This window comes from Sphingobium sp. (assembly GCA_035196065.1).
GTDB lineage: Bacteria > Pseudomonadota > Alphaproteobacteria > Sphingomonadales > Sphingomonadaceae > Sphingorhabdus_B > Sphingorhabdus_B rara.
Genome location: CP136575.1, coordinates 1,480,575 through 1,503,504 on the forward strand (window position 1 = coordinate 1,480,575; position 22,930 = coordinate 1,503,504).

The 22,930-nt window shown below is 56.0% G+C and carries 14 protein-coding genes, 1 tRNA gene and 1 pseudogene; 6 read left to right on the plus strand and 10 right to left on the minus strand.

Annotated elements, in window-relative coordinates:
* Positions 1-7: 7 nt before the first annotated feature.
* The 5 genes from gltB to RSE16_07260 form a co-directional block, all read right to left on the minus strand.
* A complete protein-coding gene (gltB, locus tag RSE16_07240) occupies positions 8-4,540 on the minus strand; it encodes a glutamate synthase large subunit (GenBank protein WRH77247.1) in 4,533 nt (1,510 codons plus the stop codon).
* Between the two features lie 15 nt (positions 4,541-4,555).
* Positions 4,556-5,233 (minus strand): DUF2059 domain-containing protein, encoded by a 678-nt coding sequence (locus tag RSE16_07245; protein ID WRH77248.1) that lies wholly within the window; start codon positions 5,231-5,233, stop codon positions 4,556-4,558.
* Positions 5,230-6,672: an NAD(P)-dependent oxidoreductase gene (locus RSE16_07250; protein WRH77249.1), complete on the minus strand. Its 1,443-nt coding sequence runs from the start codon at positions 6,670-6,672 to the stop codon at positions 5,230-5,232. The genes RSE16_07245 and RSE16_07250 overlap by 4 nt, the downstream gene beginning before the upstream one ends.
* Before the next feature lie 163 nt (positions 6,673-6,835).
* Positions 6,836-7,636: an undecaprenyl-diphosphate phosphatase gene (locus RSE16_07255; GenBank protein WRH77250.1), complete on the minus strand. Its 801-nt coding sequence runs from the start codon at positions 7,634-7,636 to the stop codon at positions 6,836-6,838.
* Positions 7,637-7,777: 141 nt separating this feature from the next.
* Positions 7,778-8,734 (minus strand): complex I NDUFA9 subunit family protein, encoded by a 957-nt coding sequence (locus RSE16_07260; GenBank protein ID WRH77251.1) that lies wholly within the window; start codon positions 8,732-8,734, stop codon positions 7,778-7,780.
* 245 nt (positions 8,735-8,979) lie between these two features.
* On the opposite strand from RSE16_07260, the gene RSE16_07265 reads away from it, so the two are divergent.
* Positions 8,980-9,066 (plus strand) — tRNA-Leu (locus tag RSE16_07265).
* Between the two features lie 232 nt (positions 9,067-9,298).
* On the opposite strand, the gene RSE16_07270 is transcribed toward RSE16_07265, so the two are convergent.
* Genes RSE16_07270 through RSE16_07280 form a run of 3 tightly spaced genes read right to left on the minus strand, consistent with a single transcriptional unit; the run spans position 9,299 to position 11,884 of the window.
* A complete protein-coding gene (locus tag RSE16_07270) occupies positions 9,299-11,107 on the minus strand; it encodes a recombinase family protein (protein ID WRH77252.1) in 1,809 nt (602 codons plus the stop codon).
* A complete protein-coding gene (locus RSE16_07275) occupies positions 11,100-11,654 on the minus strand; it encodes a DUF2924 domain-containing protein (protein WRH77253.1) in 555 nt (184 codons plus the stop codon). Before RSE16_07275 ends, RSE16_07270 begins: the two co-directional genes overlap by 8 nt.
* Positions 11,651-11,884 (minus strand): DUF3489 domain-containing protein, encoded by a 234-nt coding sequence (locus tag RSE16_07280; protein ID WRH77254.1) that lies wholly within the window; start codon positions 11,882-11,884, stop codon positions 11,651-11,653. Before RSE16_07280 ends, RSE16_07275 begins: the two co-directional genes overlap by 4 nt.
* 1,094 nt (positions 11,885-12,978) lie before the next feature.
* On the opposite strand from RSE16_07280, the gene RSE16_07285 reads away from it, so the two are divergent.
* From RSE16_07285 to RSE16_07305, 5 genes are all read left to right on the plus strand, one after another.
* Positions 12,979-14,115, plus strand: coding sequence for a DNA cytosine methyltransferase (locus RSE16_07285; protein WRH77255.1), 1,137 nt, complete (start codon positions 12,979-12,981; stop codon positions 14,113-14,115).
* Positions 14,115-15,053, plus strand: a complete 939-nt coding sequence (locus tag RSE16_07290; protein WRH77256.1) for a DNA cytosine methyltransferase — start codon at positions 14,115-14,117, stop codon at positions 15,051-15,053. Before RSE16_07285 ends, RSE16_07290 begins: the two co-directional genes overlap by 1 nt.
* A 193-nt stretch (positions 15,054-15,246) precedes the next feature.
* Positions 15,247-17,982, plus strand: a complete 2,736-nt coding sequence (locus RSE16_07295; protein WRH77257.1) for a DNA methyltransferase — start codon at positions 15,247-15,249, stop codon at positions 17,980-17,982.
* Positions 17,983-17,995: 13 nt separating this feature from the next.
* Positions 17,996-20,047 (plus strand): ATP-dependent helicase, encoded by a 2,052-nt coding sequence (locus RSE16_07300; protein WRH77258.1) that lies wholly within the window; start codon positions 17,996-17,998, stop codon positions 20,045-20,047.
* On the plus strand, positions 20,047-21,234 hold the full coding sequence (locus RSE16_07305; GenBank protein WRH77259.1) for a GIY-YIG nuclease family protein: 1,188 nt from the start codon (positions 20,047-20,049) through the stop codon (positions 21,232-21,234). Before RSE16_07300 ends, RSE16_07305 begins: the two co-directional genes overlap by 1 nt.
* Positions 21,235-21,291: 57 nt before the next feature.
* Here RSE16_07305 and RSE16_07310 read toward each other — a convergent pair.
* Both RSE16_07310 and RSE16_07315 read right to left on the minus strand, forming a co-directional pair.
* Positions 21,292-21,508, minus strand: a pseudogene (locus RSE16_07310) (hypothetical protein).
* 62 nt (positions 21,509-21,570) lie between these two features.
* Complete coding sequence (locus RSE16_07315) at positions 21,571-22,866, minus strand: trypsin-like peptidase domain-containing protein (protein ID WRH77260.1); 1,296 nt, start codon at positions 22,864-22,866, stop codon at positions 21,571-21,573.
* Positions 22,867-22,930: the final 64 nt, after the last annotated feature.

A 22,930-nucleotide genomic window follows, 5' to 3' on the forward strand; every position in this document is an offset into this window, starting at 1 on the left:
CTGCGCACTATTCCGCAGCGACGCTTTGGACAGCATCTGACAGCGGGTGGGTTAGCCGTGTGAGCATTTCCTTCGGGCAGACCTGCCAGAATTCCCCGCGCCGCCTTTCCCAATCTTCGATGATCGAATTTGACCATGGACTGTCGGTGGCCTGCGCATGTTCGGCGACGAGCGCCTTCAGCTGCGCTTCCCAATAGACGCTGTCGAGCCGTTGCCAGACGATGCTGTCAGGGTTGGCGCGCGATTCAAAGCGGCCATCGGGATCAAGGATGAAGGCCATGCCGCCGGTCATGCCCGCGCCGAAATTGCTGCCGGTCTCGCCCAGGATCACCGCAGTTCCGCCGGTCATATACTCGCAGGCATTGGCCCCGGCGCCTTCGACAACAACGGTCGCGCCCGAATTGCGCACGGCAAAGCGTTCACCCGCCTGCCCCGCGGCAAACAGTTTTCCGCTGGTCGCGCCATACAGCACCGTGTTGCCGATGATCGAATTCAGCTGGCTTTCCAGGTTCGAACTCACCGTCGGGCGGACGATGATCTTGCCACCCGAAAGCCCCTTGCCGACATAGTCATTGGCATCGCCAAATACTTCGAGCGTGATCCCTTGGCACAGGAAAGCACCCAAGGACTGGCCGGCCGATCCGCGCAGGCGGACCTGCACATGATCATCGGCAAGCCCCTTCATCCCGTATAGACGCGTGATTTCCGAGCTCAGCCTTGTGCCGACCGCGCGATGCGTGTTGCGGACATTATAGGTCAGCTGCATCTTTTCGCGCCGGTCGAATACGGGCCGCGCGTCCTTCAATATCTGCGCATCAAGGCTGTCGGGCACTTCGTTGCGGAACCCGTCAATATGGAAACGCCGCGCTGCATCGGGGGCGTCGACCTTGGCAAGGATCGGGTTGAGATCAAGGTCGTCCAGATGTTCTGCCCCGCGATTGATCTGACGCAGCAATTCGGTGCGGCCAATCACTTCGTCCAGCGAACGGAAGCCCAGCTTGGCCAGTATTTCGCGCACTTCCTCTGCAATAAAGGTCATCAGGTTGATTACCTTTTCGGGGGTGCCGGTAAATTTCGCACGCAGCTTTTCATCCTGCACGCAGACGCCGACGGGGCAGGTGTTCGAATGGCATTGCCGCACCATGATGCAGCCCATGGCCACAAGACTCAGCGTACCAATGCCATATTCCTCGGCACCAAGGATCGCCGCGATCACAATGTCGCGGCCGGTTTTCAGCCCGCCGTCGGTGCGCAATTTCACCCGGTGGCGAAGGCCATTGAGCGTCAGCACCTGATTGGCTTCGGATAGGCCCATTTCCCACGGCGTACCGGCATATTTGATGCTGGTCAGCGGGCTTGCGCCAGTGCCGCCAACATTGCCCGATACGAGGATCACGTCGGCATGCGCCTTGGCAACGCCGGCCGCGATCGTGCCAATCCCTGCGGCGCTCACCAGCTTCACACAGACCCGCGCGCGCGGGTTGATCTGCTTGAGGTCATAGATCAGCTGCGCCAGATCCTCGATCGAATAAATGTCATGGTGCGGGGGCGGGGAGATCAGGGTGACGCCGGGCGTCGAATGGCGCAGCCGCGCGATCATCTCGGTCACTTTGAAACCGGGAAGCTGCCCACCTTCGCCGGGCTTAGCACCCTGGGCCACCTTAATCTCGATTTCCTCGCACGCACCCAGATATTCGGCGGTGACGCCGAAACGGCCGCTGGCAATCTGTTTGATCACGCTATTGGCATTGTCGCCATTTTCATAAGGTTTGAAACGCTTGCTATCCTCACCGCCTTCGCCCGAAACGGCCTTGGCACCGATCCGGTTCATCGCGATAGCCAGCGTCTCATGCGCCTCGGGTGAAAGCGCGCCCAACGACATGCCCGGTGTTACAAAGCGCTTGCGAATCTCGGTGATCGCCTCAACCTCGTCCAGCGGCACGCCAGCCTTGGGATAATTGAATTCCATCAGGTCGCGCAGATAGACGGGTGGCAATTCCCGCACGCCGGCGGAGAATTGCAAATAGGTTGAATAGCTGTCTTTGGCGACAGAGCTTTGCAACAAGTGCATCAACCCTGCCGAATAGGCATGGGCCTCACCATCCTTGCGCTGCTTGTAGAAGCCGCCAATCGGCAGGCGTGCGACAGCCGCATCATAGGCTTCTGCATGGCGTTCAGCGGCGTTGACGAACAGCGACTGGTAACCTTCGCCCGAAATCTTGTTTGGCATGCCGGGGAAGAAATCATTGACGAGTGCGCGGCTCAGACCGACCGCCTCGAAATTATAGCCGCCGCGATAGCTGGAGATCACCGCAATCCCCATTTTCGACATGATCTTCAAAAGACCTTCGTTGATCGCGGTGCGATAATTTTCGAGCGCCTGAGCGAAAGCCATGCCGCCAAACAGGCCGCGTGCATGACGGTTGGCAATGGCGGCCTCTGCCAGATAGGCATTCACCGTCGTTGCGCCGACGCCGATCAGGACCGCGAAATAATGGGTATCGAGGCATTCGGCCGAACGCACATTGACCGACGCATAGCTGCGAAGGCCGGCACGCACGAGGTGGGTGTGCACCGCTGCGGCTGCAAGGATCATTGGAATGGCGACGCGGCCTTCATCAATGCCGATATCGGTCAGGAATAATTCGGTCTGGCCCGAACGTACGGCAGCCTCGGCAGCATCGCGGATGCGGCGGATTGCGGCGCGCAGACCCTCCTGCCCCTCGGCGACCTTGTAGGTGCAGTCAATTTCGGCGGCGGATTTGCCAAAGGCTGCCTTCAACCGGCCCCATTCGGCATTGGTCAGGACAGGGCTGTCGAGCACAAGGACATCGCTATTCTGCCCGGCCACATCCAGAATATTGGCAAGGTTGGAGAAACGCGTCTTCAGGCTCATCACATGCCGTTCGCGCAAAGAATCGATCGGCGGGTTGGTAACCTGGCTGAAATTCTGGCGGAAAAACTGGCTGATGATGCGCGGCTTATCGGAAATCACCGCCAGCGGAGTATCGTCGCCCATGCTGCCAACGGCTTCCTTGGCATCCTCGACCATCGGGCTGAGGATCATTTCCATATCCTCAAGCGTCATGCCTGCCGCAACCTGCCGCCGCGTCAGTTCAGCGCGGGTCCAGTCAGTCGCTTCATCCTTGCCCTCGGGCAGGTCGGATATGCGGCGGAAACCGCCGACCAGCTTGGCATAATCCTGTTCGGCGGCGGTCCTGTCCTTCAGTTCATCGTCGCGATAGAGCTTTCCTTCATCCAGGTTGACCGCGATCATCTGGCCGGGGCCAAGCCGCCCTTTTTCGACAATGGTGTTTTCGGGCACCACGACCATCCCCGTTTCCGAACCGATGATCAAAAGCCCGTCATTGGTGCGGCTGTAACGCAAGGGGCGCAGTGCGTTGCGATCAACGCCGGCAACTGCCCAATGGCCGTCGGTCATGGCGAGAGCGGCCGGGCCATCCCATGGCTCCATCACGCTGGCCATATATTCGTACATGGCCTTGTGGTTGGCGGGCAGATTGGGGTTGGATTGCCAGGCTTCCGGGATCAGCATCAGCTTGGCCGTCGGCGCTTCCTTGCCCGAACGCACCAGCGTTTCGAACACCGCGTCCAATGCGCCAGTATCGGATGCGCCGGCAGGGATCACGGGCTTGATATCGTCGCTATGGTCGCCAAATGCGATCGATGCCATTTTGATCTCGTGGCTTTTCATCCAGTTCTGGTTGCCGCGGATGGTATTGATCTCGCCATTATGGGCCAGCGCGCGGAATGGCTGTGCCAGCCACCATTGCGGGAAAGTGTTGGTTGAATAACGCTGGTGGAAAATCGCAACGCGGCTTTCAAAGCGTTCGTCCTGCAAGTCAGGGTAAAAGATCGACAGCGATTCCGCGAGGAACAGGCCCTTATAGACGATCGACTGGCACGACAGGCTGCAAATATAGAAATCGCGGATTTGCGCAGCGATCACCTTCTTCTCGATCCGGCGACGGATGAGATAGAGGTTCTTTTCAAACTCGGTTGCGTCGACCGAATCTGGCCCGTCGATGTGTGGCCCGGCAATCATGATCTGCTCGATTTCGGGGCGGGTGCGTTGTGCCTTGTCGCCAATCACCGAGACATCGACCGGCACCTGCCGCCAGCCATAGATGGTATAGCCTGCCTCGATGATCTCCGCCTCAACGATCGTCCGGCAGGCCTCTTGCGCGCCCAGATCGGTGCGCGGCAAAAAGACCATGCCCACCGCCAGCCGGTTTGGCCGCGGCTTGTGCCCGGCGGCAGTGATTGCATCGTCAAAGAAACGTACCGGCAGGTCGACATGCAGGCCCGCACCGTCGCCGGTCTTGCCATCTGCATCGACTGCGCCGCGGTGCCAAACAGCCTTGAGCGCTTCAATCCCCGCCGCCACCACCCGGCGTGAAGGCTTGCCATCGGTCGCCGTTACCAGACCCACGCCGCAGGCATCGCCTTCAAATTCGGGGCGATACATTCCTTCACGGGCAAGACGTTCATGTTCGGGAGTGGGGAGAGGGTAGGTCATGTCACGGCCAATCGGTCAGAGGCTTTGTTCGTCGCCCGCAGCGTCGGGCTTGGGCAGTGGCGGCAGATGGGCGGTTGCCGCTTCCACCTTCTTCATCATTTCGGGCATCGCTTCGATGATTTTGGGCATCTGCCCCATCATCGCCTGCATCATTTCTGGATCAGAAAATGTCGCCATGAAATCCGCTGCAAAGGCAGAGCCGCTGGGCGTTGCGAAAAAGACTTTCATGTCGGTCAATTGCTGCGCCGAATAGCGGCGGGCATAGACCTTGGCGAGGGCATCGCGCGCGACGGGCTCCATCTCGTTCATCATCTTGCCCATTTCATCAAACATCACCCGCATGGTGATATCCATCCGTTCCTTGAAATGGGGATCGGATGCAGCGGCGAGTTCGCCAACGGACTTGCCCTCTTTACCCTCCGCAGCATCGCCACCTGCCGTGCCCATCATGGTCGCTGCATCCATCCCCATCATCTGGTCAATCATCGCGGATGCCATCTGCTCGGATACATCCTTCATGATCTTCTGATAGGTGCCGGGCGGGATCAACTGGCCAGCTATGCCCTGTGCCAACGTCAGCCGTGCGAGATCAACAGGTGCTGCCTCGGTAGCCACCTCTTGCGCGAGAATGGGTGCGGGCAGGGTGATGGTTGCGGTACCTGCGGCCAGCGCAAAAATGCAATTACGGATCATGCTGCGGTCCTTTCATGATGCTGGTTCGCCTTCATCCAGCGGTGCATATGTTCGACGACGTCACGGCCGTCCTTGATCGCCCAGACGACGAGGCTCGCGCCGCGGACAATATCGCCGACAGCAAAAACCCCGGGCAGATTGGTCATGCCGGTGCCATGATCGGCGCGGATCGTGCCCCAGCGGGTGACGTTCAGATCGGGCGCGCCGAACAGATTGGGCAGATCTTCGGGTTCAAATCCCAGCGCCGTGATCACCATGTCGGCATCGATTATGAAATCGCCTTCCGGATCCTGTTCCGGGCTGCGGCGGCCGCTGGCGTCGGTCGCGCCAAGGCGCATTTTCGACACATGCATCTTTTCAACCGCGTCTGTGCCGCCAAAGGCTTTGGGTGCGGACAGCCAGATGAACTCAACGCCTTCTTCCTCGGCATTGGCGACTTCGCGCTGCGATCCCGGCATATTGTCGCGGTCGCGGCGATAAAGGCACTTCACCGACTTCGCACCTTGGCGGATCGCGGTGCGTACACAATCCATTGCGGTATCACCGCCGCCGATGACGACAACATGCTTGCCCTCTGCATTCAGCGTGCCGTCGTCAAATGCGGGGACGGGATCGCCAAAATTTTTGCGGTTTGATGCCGTCAGGTAATCAAGCGCGGCATGGATGCCCGAAAGACCGATGCCTGGCGTCTTGATGTCCCGCGCCTTGTAGACCCCGGTGGCGATCAGCACGCTGTCATGGCGGGCGCGCAATTCATCGAGGCTGGCATCGCGGCCGACCTCGAAATGGGTGTGGAAGATGATGCCCGCTTCTTTGAGCCGTTCGACGCGGCGCATCACCACGTCCTTTTCCAGCTTGAAGCCCGGGATGCCATAAGTGAGGAGGCCCCCGGCACGGTCATAACGGTCATAGATATGGACCGCATAGCCGGCGGTGCGCAGATATTCGGCGGCAGTCAGGCCAGCAGGGCCTGCGCCGATAATGCCGACCGACATTCCGTTGGCTCGTCCGATCTCAACCGGTTCGACCCAGCCATTTTCCCAAGCGGTGTCGGTGATATATTTTTCGACGCTGCCGATGGTGACGGCACCATGGCCGGAAAATTCGATCACGCAATTGCCTTCGCACAGCCGATCCTGCGGGCAGATGCGACCGCAGATTTCGGGCATAGTGCTGGTCAGGTTCGAAAGCTCATAGGCTTCTTTCAAGCGGCCTTCGGCGGTGAGTCGCAGCCAATCGGGGATGTGGTTGCCCAGCGGGCAATGCACCGAACAATAAGGAACGCCGCATTGTGAACAGCGCGAAGCCTGCTCTGCCGCTTTTTCGGGGGCATAACGGTTGGCGATTTCCTGAAAATCTTCGGCGCGCAAGGTCGCTTCCCGTTTTTCGGGGAAGGCCTGGCCGGTGCCGACAAATTTGAGCATGCGTTCGTGCGCCATCGTCTGTTCCCTCAATATAGAGGGACACATAGCGGAGCATCGGAGCTATGTTCAAGGCCTTTTGGGTAAGATAGGGCAAATATACTGTCCTATTTCAGGCTCTTTGAAGCATCCTTCCTGTGCTGTGTAATTTTATTACGTATTAATAGGTCCGTTTCGGCCCTTACCGCCCCTGCAGCCAGACCAAGGCCGCAATCCCCGCCGCGATTCGGTACCAGGCAAAGGGTCCAAAGCCATAGCGCGTCACCACCGCAAGGAAGGCCTTCACCACCGCCCAAGCGACAAAGAAGGAAACGACAAAGCCCACCGCAATCAGTTGCAGTTCACCGGCGTTAATCGCGTCGCGATGCTTGTACATCTGCAGCACGGTTGCCCCGGTCAGCGTTGGCAGTGCGAGGAAGAAGCTGAATTCGGCGGCCGTTTTGCGATCAACACCCATCGCCATCGCGCCCAATATCGTCGCGCCCGAACGCGACACGCCGGGGATCATCGCAAGGCATTGCACCACGCCGACCAGCGCGCTCCTTTGCCAGCTGATTTCGGAAACCCCGCCCATATCCTGCGTCTTGGCAAAACGTTCGACAATCAGGATCGCGACCCCGCCGATGATCAGCGCCCAGGCAACGATCACCGCATTTTCCAGCATCATTTCAATCGCATCGCCAAGGGCAAGGCCAAGGATCGCGGCAGGAATGAAGGCGAGCAAAAGGTTGCGGGTAAAGGCCACGGACTTGGCATCCCAGCGGAAAAGGCCGGTGAACACTTCCCAAAAGGTGCGCCAATAGAGCACGACGATCGCAAGAATTGCGCCCGGCTGGATCGCAATGTTGAACAATGCCCAGCGCCCGGCATCATAACCCATCAACTCGCTGGCAAGGATTAAATGCCCGGTCGAAGATACCGGCAGAAATTCGGTAATGCCCTCAACAATGCCAAGGATGACCGCGGTCCAAAATTCACTCATCGGTTTTGCCCCACTCCCTTTTGGTCATTCCCGCAAAGGCGGAAATCCATGCTCTGCCCGTTCGGTCTAAACGTTGCAGCAGGCCATGGCCCCCCGATCAGGTCGGGGGTGACAGTCTTTGTGTGTCTATAAATGCCTTGATCAAGCCGCAACCGTGCCGCTGAAACGGCCATGCTTGCGATACAGCGTCAGCCAGTCATGCGCGACCGCGTCCATCGGCGTCGCGACAATGCCAAAACGGTCGAGGCCATTGGCGCCCGACACCACATTATCCTTGGCCAGCATCTTATACTGGTCGGCGGTGATCGGCGCACCCGGCAGCCAGCCTGTGCCAAAGGCCAGCGCTTTGGCCGCCACATCGGGCACGGGAAGGAACAATTTGTTGTCCCGGCCGGTCGCAGCGGCGATCCAGCGGTTGAGATCGAGCATCGACAGCGTCTGCGGCCCGCCCAGTTCGAGCGTTTGGCCAGCCGCTTGGGCATCACCGCGCAGCGCCGCGACGACGGCACGGGCCACATCGCCCACAAATACCGGCTGGAATTTCGTATCCGCACCGATCACCGGCACCACCGGCAACAGGCGGATCAGCCCGGCAAAGCGGTTGATAAACTGGTCTTCACGGCCAAAAACGATCGACGGACGCAGGATGACTGCAGCCGGAAAGGCGGCGCGCACGGCATCTTCGCCCTGGCCTTTGCTGCGGCCATAGATGCTGTCGCTTTCGCTATCTGCGCCAATGGCAGACATATGGACCAGCGCGGCAAGCCCCGCCCCGCCATTTGCCTTTGCTGCGCATTGCGCCACAATTTCCGCGCCCACGCGCTGGATGGCATCCATATTGTCGAACGCGCCGACAAGGTTCACCGCCATATCCGCCCCGGCCAGCGCATTGGCGACCGTGCCCGGCTTGGTCACATCCGCGGCGCACAGCGATACCTGACCCAAATTGCCCAGCGGCTTCACATGGCCCGCCAGCGTCGGCTTGCGCACAGCCACGCGCACCCGCGCGCCCGCATCACACAAGGCCTGCACAACATAGCGGCCGATAAAGCCGCCGCCGCCAAAAACCGTTACCAATTTGCCGTTGAGATCGCTCATCGAAATGCCCGTTTATGCGTGGGAGAAACTGCCGCGCGCTTTGCACCATCCCCGCGCGCGAGGCAAGAGGGGTGGGAGGGGGAAGGGTGGGCGAGAGAGGGTGGGGACTCCTGACTGTGAGATGGAACCGCTTCCCGAACGGTCATTGCCAAAAAAGCCGCGCGCGCCCTGTTGACATGCGCGCCCCACCCTTTAAAGGAGCGCGCCTACCCTAGATGCGGAGCATAAGCGGCCCCGCATCCCGTGCCCAGATGGCGGAATTGGTAGACGCACCAGCTTCAGGTGCTGGCGCTCGCAAGGGCGTGGAGGTTCGAGTCCTCTTCTGGGCACCATACAGTCCCTTAACCGGCTGATCTCCAATGATGAAAGTCGCAGACTGGGCCCGAAAGGGCGCAGTTTTTGGTGGTTTTGTCGCGTTGGATGTTGCGCTGGAGACAGCTTCTATGTGCCGCCTTGGCGCATCTAAAATGGCACCAGTCTCCAGTGGCGGTTTTTCGGCCGCTTTTTGACATCGATAAATTGGAGACGTTAGCGCGAGATTCGCCTCTCTCGCGTTTTGTCGAGTTAGCTTATTTGGAACAAAGTTCGCTGCTCAGCCCAAGAGACCGGGATCGCCGCGGTGCGTAGCTTAGTTGTGGTCAGTGAGCTCGGCTGCTTGCCTGCGAGTATCGCGGTCACAATATCTGGGGCGAGACAGGATAGCTCGATGAGTTTGGCGAGATGCTTGCTAGACGTGCCTTGCTGTTTGGCGAGTTCTGCCAGCGAGGTATAGGGATGCGCAAGGACGAGCTTTCGCGCAGCATGAGCCTCGGCAAGCACAGCAATTAGGTTAGTATCGCGTTGCCTTTGCTGAGACAAAGCGACTTGGGCTGAGGGCTTCGGGCCGGCGGGCCCGGCTAATGCCGTCGAAGGTGGCCCATCACCTTCAATGACCAATCGGATCTGCCGCCCGTGCCGCAGGCGGTTGGCAGCCACACTGAGGATGGTGGGCGCGGATTGCGGGTTGGCTGGAATGCCGAGAAGTTGCGCAAGACCGTATTGCGATAGTGTAAGCTCTACCCGGTCCTCATGGAGCATAGCCTGTGCGAGTATCTGGGTAATGATCTGATGCTTTGCCTGCACAGAGCCATTGCGCAGCGTTGCTGCGGCTACGCTTGCCTTTGCGAGCGCCTGCTGCAAGGCGTGGGCATCAATGTCGCTGCTGGCTAGGTATGCGATGTTAGACTGTACGGCAAGATAGGCCGCTAGCCTTTGAGTGACGATCTGCTCCAGATCATGTGCTGAGATCCTATAGGCAGGCTGATCTTTGTACAGGTCAGGGCGGGTCACATAATAGCGGTAGCGCAATCTCTTGGTCTGGCCTTTGCTACCGGGCGCACCATCGCCTTGGCCGTTAGTTGTGCCAGTAACGCTGCTTTTACCCTTGCCCTTATCCTTGCTTGCATGGCTGGGGGTCATGGCCCGACCTTCACTATCGATGAGGATGCCTGTCAGCAGACTGGGTTGCTGACCCTTAAGCCGTCGCGATGAGCCTGCCGTATTGGCTTTGAGCTTGTCCTGTACCGCCTGCCAGATATCGTCAGTGACGATCGCATCATGCTCGCCTGGATAGACATCCTGTTTATGGGCGATGTTGCCCTGATAAATGGGGTTAGCAAGCAAGTGATAGAGCATGCCGCGTCGGAAGATACCGCCACCGCGCTGGGAACCATTGGCTCCAAGTTTAACCTTGGTCTTATACCCCTTGGCATTGAGATAATCGACAAGCTCTACAACTGAGCCCAGTTCCAGATAGCGGGCATAGATATGCCGGACGAGATCAGCTTCCGTCTCATTGATCACAAGCCGCCGGTCTTTGACATCATAGCCTAAGGGAAGTGGTCCACCCATCCATAGCCCCTTGCGCTTGGAGGCAGCGATCTTGTCCCTGATCCGCTCGCCGGTCACTTCACGTTCGAACTGGGCAAAGGAGAGAAGCATGTTGAGGGTAAGCCTGCCCATGCTGGTTGTGGTGTTGAACGCCTGTGTGATCGATACAAAGCTTGCCTTGGCCATATCCAAGACATCAACGATTTTGGCAAAGTCAGACAGGCTTCGGGTCAATCTGTCGATCTTATAGACAAGGATGATATCGACCCTGCCATCTGCCACATCCTCAAGCAGACGCTTAAGGCCAGGGCGTTCCATATTCCCGCCAGAGAAGCCGCCATCATCATAACGGTCGGATAAGAGATGCCAGCCTTCATGCTTCTGGCTCAATGCATAAGCCGCACAAGCCTCATATTGGGCATCAAGGCTGTTAAACTCCTGTTCGAGCCCATCCTCTGTCGACTTACGCGTATAGACAGCACAGCGCTTGAAACTCTCAGCCACGGCCTGCAATCCCGAAGAACCTGGGGCCTGACCAGCGCGTACCGGTGACGGTTCGCGCAATCTCGCTCAAGGAGCGATAACGCACATCATTCCAGACAAAGCCATCGCCCACCACATCGACGCTGATCGTGCGGCCATTCCACTCACGTACAAGGCGTGTGCCTGTTGCAAGTGTAACTTGGCGTAAAGGAGGGGAGGGCCGGGAGGGGCGCCTTGGAACGGGCGGTGACGATGAGAATGTTGGTGATGGATGTGCGCCTGTGGGGCATGCTGAGTGCTTCGATGATGCAGATGGTGAAGATGAACCAACAGCTATGCCGCTCTCATCCACATAGGCAGCTGCATCCAGCTTGCGCATTGCTGACGCTGAAAGCCCACCATAGGTCTGTTCCTGCACCAACTGTGCGAGCAGGCGCTTGACTAGGGGCAGGGGTAGCCGGGGTGCTTCACCAAAGCCAAGAGCGCGCCACTGCTCCAACAGATCAGGCAGGGATAAGTTGGGAATAGCGGTAAGCTGCAGCCCTATATCTTCATCCGCACCCCTCACCGCATCATCTCCAGATGATAGCGGCTGACGCCTGTCACCTTCGAACGCAGCAGTCTGTAGCGGCGGTTTGTGCGCACAGATGTGAGGAATGACCTACACGTACAGGCCTTCCAGCCAGTTACCTGCATGATCTCAGCGAGGCTCGCGCCATCTTCTGTCATGAGCATCGCCCGCACCATAGCGGCCTTGCTCGCTGTACTTTGTTCAGGATTGTAAAATCGTCTATCCAATGGGTGGTCTCCATTGCAGCAGCACCTTGCCGCTGCACCACCCAAAGCCCCGCCGGCCGTACCAGCAGGGGCGCGCGTCAGCCGATTAACAGCCTACCGCGACTCGTGCGCGGGTCCACTCGCTCCAGTCGCACCAGAAGTCGAGTGCTATGTGTATACAGGATCGAAGCCCGGCTGACTGCCAGCACCCGCCACCAGCCAAGGCCCTGGCGGGCAGGTCAGGACTGCCTGATCCACGGTCTGCTCGTGGACCGGACACATTCTAAGCTTTGTAAGATAGTCCAGCAATTCATCTGCAGCGAGAGCAAAAGCTGTGGCTAGACTTTTGGTCCACTTTACCCATGAACCGCTGCATCAATGAACAGGAACGGGACAGGATGGTTGCGCTGCTCGCGTGCATCGGTTCCGAGATGAACAATAACGGTACTGTGGGCGTTGGGCGGGCCGGCTAAAAGGCGCTGAACTTGCAGTTGCAGTGCGCGCGGTACTGGCATCCGCTGGGTACTGCACACCAAATGCCCGCGTACAATCCACTTCACGCCGGCGCAGAAATCATCGACGTTTGAAACTTTTTGAGTAGACGTTCTTTGTTTGTTCGGTCACAGATAGCAATTGACGTTCAAGCAAAGCTTTTGGACCATGATGCCAGCGCGGATGATTTGTTTCGGTAAAGGTTTGGAATGAGAGGAGATCGCGAGCACTCGCCAGATCTCCGGCGGCGCATGATACGGCGTAAAAAGAAAAATGCTAAGCTAGAGATGCGGACACTCTGGCTGTTAAAAATTATGGGCTCTCGCTACCATCTCAACCGGCGCTACGCATCAGGTTGCTACGACATCTCCTTGCCAGCGCGGCAGAAGGTCGTTGAGTTCATGGCATGTTTTTGGCATGAGCGTGGCCGACGCGTGGGTGGTGCCCTTAGGGCGAATCCATCATTCTGGTCCGCGAAGTTGGCTTCGAATGTCGCGCGAAATTGGCGCAAATTTGTGCTTAGTCGCCTTCCAAGGTTGAAAGAGGCTCGATGTGTGGCAATGTGAAATGAGTGACCTGTCCGTTTTAGCAGATCGGTCAAAGAGCGTCCTTGGCCCAGCCGGATGGAGCGTTGGTCGGATCAATCAAACCAGGCGCGATGCGAAGGCGCAGGAGCCCAGTGGCGACAGCTTCGAAGCCGCAGCTACGCGCTGTTGGGAAAAGAGCACGCTTATCACTGCATGTCGGGGCATCGTTGCTTGCAAATGAGCGACCGCCATGATCCAGATCGTGCTCACGAGAGCCACCAAAGTTCCAATGGGTATGATCCATCTTCGGACTTCGGCGATAGCTCGACACTTCGGACGGTGGATTTGTTTGCAGGCTGCGGCGGAATGTCGCTAGGGTTCCAGCAGGCTGGTTTCCAAATAGTCGCTGCATTCGACCATTGGTTGCCGGCCGTCGAGGTCTACACGCAAAATTTCTCGCATCCAGCCAAACTAGCAGATCTTAGTGATCCTGCCATCATTCCGGAAATAGTCCGATTGTCACCGGATGTGATCATCGGTGGTCCGCCATGCCAGGACTTCTCTAGCGCCGGCCCTCTGCAATCAGGAGGCAAGCGTGCAAACCTGACACGTGCATACGCGGACATCGTGATCTTATCGCGCCCTCGTTATTTCGTATTCGAAAATGTACCAAGAGCGAGGTTCAGCGAAGTATTCTTAGACGCTAAGCGCGCTTTTAAAGAAGCAGGCTACGGCCTCACCCAGGTGCAATTAGATGCTGCGTTCTGCGGAGTACCGCAAAGCCGTAAACGACTGTTTTTGATCGGTTGCCTCGGTCAAGTTGATGCGTTTCTCGAGAAAAGTCTGACCTCCAGCTTGTCGAACAAGCCGCTTACTATGAGAGAATACCTAGGCAACGAGATCAATATTGATCATTACTTTCGGGTTCCGACAAATTATAGTCGAAGGGGGGTTTTTAGTGTCGATGAACCTTGCGCGACCATAAGAGCTGTCGACCGGCCAGTGCCAAGAGGATATCCGGGGCACAAAGATGACACGGCTCCGATCAACGAATCTCTCAGAGGATTAACAGTTTTAGAGCGGAGCCGTATTCAAACGTTTCCCAAAAATTTCAAATTTGTTGGAGTTAAAACAAACCTAAACACTTTAATCGGAAACGCAGTTCCTGTAAACTTGGCTAAATACGTCGCCACTAAAATAAAGAATTTTGATTCTGATTTAGGTCAATTATAATGAGAACAGTTGATTTATTTTCAGGATGTGGTGGGTTTTCTTTGGGCTTTGAGCAAGCTGGTTTTCAGCTGGCTGCTGCTTATGAGGTTTGGTCTCCTGCTATTGAGACGTATAGAAGAAACTTCAAACACGCTGTACACGAACTTGATCTTTCAAATGCTGATTATTGTTCACATCATATTGGACAATACTTTCCTGAAGTCATAATCGGTGGACCTCCGTGTCAAGATTTTTCTATTGCAAACAATAAAAAATCAACAGATCGAGCAAATCTGACTGTTGAGTTTGCACGTATTGTTGCAAATTTAAAGCCACACCTTTTCGTAATGGAAAACGTTTACAACATCGAACGAAGTCAGTTTCTTTATGATGCCATAGACGTCTTCCGGGATGCTGGATACGGTTTGACGAGTAGGGTTATCGAGGCATGTCGGGTCGGTGTGCCTCAAATGAGAAAAAGATATTTTTTGATTGGCCATCTGTCGCTCCATGACGATGCCTTCGGTTCCGCGCTGGATGAAGGCCTGTCGGCCGAACGAATGACTGTACGTGATCACTTTGGGCCCCGTACGCCTTTTGACTTCTATTACGCACATCCTAGGAATTATAAGAGACGCGGAATATTTAGCGTCGACGAACCTGCTGCTACGATCCGCCGGGTTAACAGACCAATTCCGGCAACTTACAACCTGCATCCGGCGGATAAGGCCCCCGTCACCCAAGGTCTCCGACCACTTACAACGCGTGAAAGAGCAGAGATTCAGACTTTCCCTGGTACGTTTGAGTTTCAAGGCTCGGTATCACAGGTTGAGCAACAAATCGGGAATGCGGTACCCGTGAAACTGGCTTTGTATGTCGCGCACGCCATCTTGAAAACACTTAGCGAGTCTAAAAATGGCTCTCTAAATCACAATCTTACGATCCAAGAGACTAGATGAACCAAACGCGCGATCAAATGCGATTAAACTTAGTGTCCCTTGCAGCCGAATGGCAGAGTGCCAGCTGCGAACTGGCAGAAGCTCAGTTTTGTACATAGAGTTTGCTAAGTTTTGGGCGTCCGGCGTATGTTGGTCGCAAGGTTTCAGGAGCATTTCAGCAAGCTAGGCCCGGGTCAAAAAGAAAATCGGGGGAATGAAGTTGAACACAATCCAGATTGAGGAAGAACTCGATCAACTCGTCTTTGATGTATCGGCCGGCACGGTCTCGTTGCACGATTTTCCGTTCCGTTTAATGGAAGCCTATCAGGCTTCTCGCAACGAAGTGTCCAAGCTACGTATGAAGCACCCCGAGGGAGTGGTCTCTACCGATATCCTATGGCCGAGAAAACTGCTCTACCGGCCCGCAGCGCCTGGTCAAGCCCAGGCTGCTTTGGAAGCTCTGAAGGCGTCTCAGGCCGGAATAAAGGCTGCCGCAGCGAAGAATGCCCCCCGTTTTCTAGTGAGCACGGATGGCGAGGAGTTTGTAGCCGTCGACACCAAGACTGGGGAGACGCCAGACTTCGATGAGCTCTCAAAGCTGCCGGTTAACTATGACTTTCTAATGCCCATGTTCGGAGGCGAGCGGTACAAGCCGGTGCCTGAAACCGAGGCCGACGTTCGTGCCGCTCGCCATATGGCTAAATTTCATGATGCCATTCGTGATGCGAACCCTACTTGGGGCGCAGAGCGCGTCCATGATTTGAACTTGTTCATGACACGGCTACTGTTCGTCATGTTCGCCGAAGACACGGGCATCTTCGCTGAAAAGCTGTTTGTCAGAGCGATCCAACGAGAAGCGACGCAGATCGATGGATCCGACACCAAGCGCGTCATAGAAGACATTTTTCTTGCCCTCGACATCGCCGAAAAGGATACTCGACGAGCCAAGGGTGTCCGATCCCAGCGGATTGCTGCGGACTTCCCCTATGTCAATGGCGGCCTGTTTCGCGATCACACCGATGTTCCGAACTTTAACCGCAAGGCCCGACGCCTGCTTATTGAGGCTGCTTACCTGCAGTGGGACCAGATACACGCCGACATCTTCGGCTCCATGATCCAGGCAATCGTGCAGACAGATTTGCGCGCTGATTTCGGGATGCATTACACGTCGGTGCCAAACATAATGAAGGTCCTGGAACCGTTGTTTCTCAGTGGCCTTCGGGAACAGCTCATAGGCGCCGGCAACAATGTAAAGGCGCTGGAAAAACTGGTCGACCGAATATCACGTGTCCGTGTGTTCGACCCCGCGTGTGGTTCCGGCAACTTTCTTATCATTGCATATCGTGAACTTCGCCTACTCGAAACCGAAGTCTACAAGCGGATAAGGGATGTAAACCGTGAGGGCCAGGTTGCCTATACTGATTTCAAGACAGCAGTTAAAATAAGTAGCTTTTTTGGTATCGATCCAGTCGACTTCGCTTGCGAGACAGCGAAGCTGTCACTCTGGATTTCGCAATACCAGATGAACCGAAAGCTCGATGAGATTTGTTCAACCCCTACCGCCGTGCTGCCGCTAACGGACGCTGGCAGCATTGTGGTAGGAAATGCATTGCAGGAGGATTGGACAAGTGTCTGCCCCCCGTCTCGGGATAACGAGACTTATGTTGTTGGGAACCCTCCCTATCTGGGACGCGCGAACCAGACACCCGCGCAAAAACAAGAAATCATCAATGTTTTTTCTCCGCTTACTGACAAGTTTAAGAGGCTCGATTATGTTGCTTGCTGGTTTGCCTGTGGAACTAAGTACCTAAGAGCAGGTGGTACAGCATTTGCGTTCGTTTCAACTAATTCCATTTGCCAAGGGGAGCAGGTTGGTTTGCTGTGGCCACATGTCATTGACCAAGACCATCGTATCATTTTTGCTCACCAAGGTTTCAAATGGGCAAACAGCGCTGCTAAGAACCCAGGCGTGACGTGCGTAATCATCGGGGTTGGAGATAAGTCCGTTCCACGCAGGCTATACAGCGCGGAGCGTATAACGACGGTGGATAATATCAATGCCTATCTAGCCGCCGCCCCCGACGTGATTGTTAAAGGGTTATCTCACTCCAAAAGCGGAAAGCCGCTCATGAGGTGGGGGAATATGCCTGCAGACGGAGGAGCGCTCATTCTTAGTGCGGACGATCGTGAGAAACTGCTCAATGATTTTCCTCAGGCGTCTGTCCTCGTTCGTCCACTTTATGGAACCCAGGAGCTGCTGGACAGTCGGCCGCGTTATTGTCTCTGGATACCAGACAATAACCTGAAGTTAGCGCAATCGGTCCCACCGGTTGCCGACCGGATCGCCGCCTGCAAGGCCTTCCGTCTCAGTTCAACGGACAAGGGGACGAGGGGTTTGGCGGCTCGACCGCACCAGTTTCGCGAGATGCACACAGCCAATCGCAATCAGATTGTGGTCGCAATGACTGCATCAGAAAACAGGCTATACATTCCAGTTGAGGTCATGAGTGCCGAGCCAGTGATCAGCAATCTGGCTTTCTCCATACATGATGGCCCGATGTGGATCTTCGCAATAATCAGTTCTGCGCTGCATGTGGCTTGGGCCAAGGCTGTCGCAGGCGGACTGGAAACCAGACTGCGATATTCGAACACGCTCGTCTACAACACATTTCCCCTGCCTGACCTCTCGAAAGCACAGCAAGAAGCCTTGGAGAACTACGCGTTTGATATAATGCGTATTCGTGAGCCTTATATCGCGGATGGCAAGTCGATAGCTTGGCTTTACAACCCTGACACAATGCCGATGACACTCCTAAAGGCGCACCGAAATCTCGATGAATATTTTGAAAATGTATACATCGGGCGTCCCTTCAAAGATGACCATGAGCGGCTTGAACGCCTGTTCAAGCTATACGCTCGCATGACCAAAACCGCGGCTAAGGCCGCCTGAACCGGAGGGACCGATGCCCGATTTCATCACCGTCGAGTATGGTGCCTCTGGCGCCAGCAAGTCAAACAACGGGTCAGGCATGCGGGCCATCCAGGCTCGGGCGTATGACGCTAGGAATTCGCAGTACCTCTTAATCAAATCACCACCGGCGTCGGGCAAGAGTCGGGCTCTTATGTTCCTTGGTTTAGACAAGCTCCGCAATCAGGGACTGAAAAAGGTAATCGTGGCTGTGCCCGAACGTTCGATCGGAAACTCGTTCCGCTCGACCAATCTGAAAGGCCATGGCTTCTTCGCTGACTGGATTGTGGCACCGCAGAACAATCTGTGTGACCTGATCGGGGGCGAAGGCGGCAAGATCAAGGCCTTCATCAGGTTCATGAACAGCGATGATCAGATCCTCATTTGCACCCATGCCACTCTGCGATCCGCATTCGACCGCATGATGTGCGATGACAAGGGGATTGCAGCGTTTAACGATTGCGTTCTAGCTGTAGACGAGTTCCATCACGTGTCGGCGGACGCTGACAATCGACTTGGTGAGTTGATCCGCGCCGTCATGAACGCAGGCGCTGCCCATCTCATCGCAATGACGGGCTCATATTTCCGTGGCGATCAGGTGCCGGTGTTACGGGCCGAAGACGAGGAAAAGTTCACCCGTGTCACTTACACCTATTATGAGCAGCTTTCGGGCTATGAGCACTTGAAAACCCTAGGCATCGGTTACCATTTTTACCACGGGAGCTATCTGTCCGCGATTGGCGAGGTACTTGACCCAAACAAGAAGACGATCATCCATATTCCAAGTGTTCAATCGCAGGCCGCCTTGGGCGACAAGATCCGGGAAATGAACGGCATCCTCGATGCTCTTGGAGATGTGGTTTGCATTGATGCGGCTACCGGTTTCCAGCACTTGAGAACGCCGTGCGGCCGTATCCTCAAGATTGCTGACCTGGTGACGCCGGACACTCAGCAAACCGTCCTATCCGGCCTTCGCAATGTTGAAGCCAAGGATGACTTGGATATCGTTATCGCGCTGGGAATGGCAAAGGAAGGCTTTGATTGGATTTGGTGCGAACATGCCCTGACCATCGGCTATCGTGGCTCCTTGACGGAGGTAGTGCAGATTATTGGCCGTGCCACACGCGATGCCCCAGGCAAGAGCCATGCCCAGTTCACTAATTTGATCGCCGAACCTGATACCGATGACGATGTAGTCCGGACCGCTGTCAACGATATGCTGAAGGCGATTGCCTGCTCGCTTCTGATGGAGCAGGTCCTAGCTCCTAACTTCAATTTCAAGACGCGGCCGTCTGATGACCAGTTCGATGGCGCCGCCCGGCCAACCGTCAGAATCGACCTGCTCGCGGCGGAGCCGACCATCGAGATCAGCGGCTTCAAGGAGCCGACAAGCCAGCGAGCTCGGGAGATCATTCAGACGGATATGACGGACTTGATGGCAGCGGTGCTCCAGGATTCGCAGGTGCTTCGCGTCAGCTTGATCCCTGACGAGTTTCCGGCTGAGACCATCAATCAGTATCTCATCCCAGACATTATCGCGCGCCGTTATCCTGACATTGCCGAGAATGAGCATGATATCGAAGTAATCCGTCAGAATCTCGTCGCTCGTCGGGCGGTGCTGGCGACGCTTACCCAAAACAGTCGTGCATCTGGGCTTGCACGTTCTGAAGGTGATCAGGCTACCGATGGCCAGAAGGCGCATGCGCAATTGCTGAAGCTGACTTCGAGGTTCATCTCGATGCCAGATCTCAACATCGACTTAATTGATCAGGTCAATCCATTCCAGCAATCCTATGAAATCCTGTCGAAAGCCCTTGGGGAATCCGTCCTGCGGCGTATCCATCAGTCCATTGCTGAAACCCGCATAGACATCAGCGAAGCCGAAGCGCTGGCTCAGGTACCCCGTATCCGCGCCTTCAAGGAACAGCATGGCCGGGAGCCGGACATGAATTCGGCCAATCCGATCGAGAAGCGCATGGCCGAAGTTTTGGCGTGGATACGGGCGGCGGCCATTCGCCGGCAGCGTGAGAAAGGCCAGGCGGCCTGATGTCTACCGACAACAGCCGGTTCTATGAAGTGCTTGATGAGCTCATCGCGAACAAGGACAAACTCTTCGTTCCTGAGGTTAGGCGTGTGCCGACGCAATCTGATGATCAGGCCCGGCTTTTCCTCGAGATTGTAGCCTTCCAAGAGCGCCACGGACGTGCCCCTGAGGCCAGCGCCCGGACGCCAGAGGAAATGCGTCTTGGCGTGCGCTTAGACGCCTATCGGGCAGCTCCAGCAAAGGCGGCAGCACTGGCGCATCTCGATCAACACGGGCTGTTGGTTCTTGCTGCCAAAGCGGCTCCTCAGCTTCCCGCCAGTCTCGATGACCTAATTGCTGCTGGCGATGATCTTCTTGTCACCCCGGATGACCACATCTTCGAATTCCGGGCGACCCCCGAGCCGCAGATGAAGGCGGCTGCTGATGTCATCGCGGAACGCGTGCCTTGTAGGGACTTCGACCTGTTCGCTCCGATTTTCGATGAATGTGTCGCCGATGTGGCCGCTGGGTTCCGCGGGACTGTGCCAACGAATTCGACCTACCAGATCGCTAAAGGCGACTTGTTCATTATTGATGGGCAGTTCGCCTTGATCGCTGAGGTTGGCGCATGGCAAACCAGAGGTGACCAGAAGGACGCTAGACTTCGGATTATCTATGACAATGGCACTGAGAGTGATCACCTGCTGCGCTCGTTCGGCAAGGCACTCTATCGCGCTGATAATAGCCGACGTGTTTTGTCGGCGGCTGCAGGGCTGATATTCGATGGGCATGAGAGCCCGATCACAGGACGTATCTATGTGGCGAAGACGCTATCTACCGATCCAGCGTTAAACGATTTACGCAGTCACATCTTAAAGATCGGATCGACAACCGGGAGCCCTGCCGATCGCCTCGCAGGTGCCGCGGCTGATCCAACCTTTCTGTTGGCCAGCGCCGAAATCCTCGCAGAGTATGATACCCGCGGCGTTCACCCACGCAAGATCGAGACTTTGCTCCATCGTTTCTTCGCCGGGGCATGTGTCAACGTGCGGATCCCGGACAGGTTTGGCAGAGGTGTAGACCCTCGGGAGTGGTTCTTTGTGTCGCCTGGATCGGTTGAGCAAGCGATCCAAATGATCGCCACCAAGACGCTTCATCTCTATGAATATGTGATTGATGACGATACAATTGCCCGGCGTGATGTTCAATAATTGTACATTGTCAGATTATTTTAGCCACGAGGCGGCAAATATTAGCGGAGTTTCCGCCTAATCTAGGGGTTGATGTTTTGCGGCAAGCTTGCCGTGTTGCAAGCGCCGGTATGCGATAGTCTGTCGCCTAATCATTTCACGTTGTTTGATGATGGCCGCAGCCCTGCCGAAGCAGGCATCGGCGGGTGTCAAATTTTTCAAGGCTCTCATGGTAGCGTTGGTGATTGTGGTGCTCGATGAATGCCTCGATCTGGACCTCAAGATCACCGGCCACATTCAGTTTTCACGAGGCACGTCTGAGTATTTGAAATAGGCAGCTCTATTTTATTTCTTATCTCAATGCGCCGCCACCCATTCCAGTTTCGTTCTGGACAGTTCGATGTGGTGATATTCCCGGTGAACCTCGGGAGCCAATGAAGCTCTCCGCAAGATGATCTCGACAGTTTGATCTGACGATACACTGTCCAAATAGCTGTAGAGCGCATCTACCTTTTCAAAACTCTGACCATCGACGCTGACGATGTAATCGGAGACTTGAGCTCCTGCGAGTACACCCTCCTCACCGTTTTCATACCAATCGATGACAAGGTTGCGTTTCGGGTTCACCTCAAAATCATCTAGCTTCCAGGGCTCTGAAATGATCAGGCCAGAAAAATTGATGGCTCGTGCTTTAAGTGCATCCGGCACAATGCTGACGGGCGAGGTGACATCCAAAACCTTGCCCTTACGGTCCACGGTTATGTTGGTCACATTGCCCGCGCCGCGTAGCGAGGTGAGAAGATCGGCATAGGTCTCGAGATCTTTCCCGCCATTCGCGCGCAGAATGATATCGCCATTTTTGAGGCCACTTTTGTTGTCAAATACGTCTGCGACACGGGGCCGAAGATCCTCACCAGCCGTGGCAATCGCCACAGGCAGCAGCCTCAGCCTTGCGTCACCGCCTACTTTAAGCAGATCGAGGATGGTGCAAATGGAGGGAATAGGTTCTGCAAGACCAATGGCTGTTGAAGTGCCGCTGGCAGTATCCGGCTGATAAGTTGCAGTGTTAACCCCAATAACGCGCCCATCGGCAAGATTGATCAACGGGCCGCCAGAGTTGCCAGTGTTGATCGCTGCGTCTGTCTGTATCAACTGGTTTGGGTAGAACCAGGCAAGTCCTGACAAAATGCCGCGCGAGGCTGTGTAGGACAGTCCCCATGGGTGACCAAAGGCAAGGAGGGATGCGCCGGGGCTTGGAACTGCATCACAAGCCAGCACAGCTTGTATGGCTGTCGAGGGGATATCCGCCGGATCGATTGCTAACACAGCCAAGTCTTTAGCAGCGTCTATATGGATACGTTTGGCTTCAATCGCCGCCTCGCCCCGAAATGCAACCCGCAAGGTGCTAGGGGATCGTGTCGCAACATGGGCGTTTGTGACGATCCAGCCTCTTGCTCGATCCACAAGAAAACCTGCCCCAAACGCCGATCCGCCAGTGTCCTGATTGAGGGCGATCTCGTTCAACACTTCAATCTTGACGGTATATCGCGATGCCTCAGCTAAAATCTGTTCAGGCGACGGCGGAGCAGCAAACGCTGACGTGGCCACGCCAGAGGACATAAGCACAGCTGCAGCGACAATTTTGAAGTTCATTCTGTTCCCCCACGCCCCTGCGAGTAGAGACACTTGTTACGATAAAGCTTCTGAAAATATAGCT

Excerpts from the sequence above, each read along its gene's own strand:
- gltB (WRH77247.1), bottom strand. The coding sequence starts at position 4,540 with ATGACCTACCCTCTCCCCACTCCCGAACATGAACGTCTTGCCCGTGAA.
- RSE16_07245 (WRH77248.1), bottom strand. The coding sequence starts at position 5,233 with ATGATCCGTAATTGCATTTTTGCGCTGGCCGCAGGTACCGCAACCATC.
- RSE16_07250 (WRH77249.1), bottom strand. The coding sequence starts at position 6,672 with ATGGCGCACGAACGCATGCTCAAATTTGTCGGCACCGGCCAGGCCTTC.
- RSE16_07255 (WRH77250.1), bottom strand. The coding sequence starts at position 7,636 with ATGAGTGAATTTTGGACCGCGGTCATCCTTGGCATTGTTGAGGGCATT.
- RSE16_07260 (WRH77251.1), bottom strand. The coding sequence starts at position 8,734 with ATGAGCGATCTCAACGGCAAATTGGTAACGGTTTTTGGCGGCGGCGGC.
- RSE16_07285 (WRH77255.1), top strand. The coding sequence starts at position 12,979 with ATGGAGCGTTGGTCGGATCAATCAAACCAGGCGCGATGCGAAGGCGCA.
- RSE16_07290 (WRH77256.1), top strand. The coding sequence starts at position 14,115 with ATGAGAACAGTTGATTTATTTTCAGGATGTGGTGGGTTTTCTTTGGGC.
- RSE16_07295 (WRH77257.1), top strand. The coding sequence starts at position 15,247 with ATGAAGTTGAACACAATCCAGATTGAGGAAGAACTCGATCAACTCGTC.
- RSE16_07300 (WRH77258.1), top strand. The coding sequence starts at position 17,996 with ATGCCCGATTTCATCACCGTCGAGTATGGTGCCTCTGGCGCCAGCAAG.
- RSE16_07305 (WRH77259.1), top strand. The coding sequence starts at position 20,047 with ATGTCTACCGACAACAGCCGGTTCTATGAAGTGCTTGATGAGCTCATC.
- RSE16_07315 (WRH77260.1), bottom strand. The coding sequence starts at position 22,866 with ATGAACTTCAAAATTGTCGCTGCAGCTGTGCTTATGTCCTCTGGCGTG.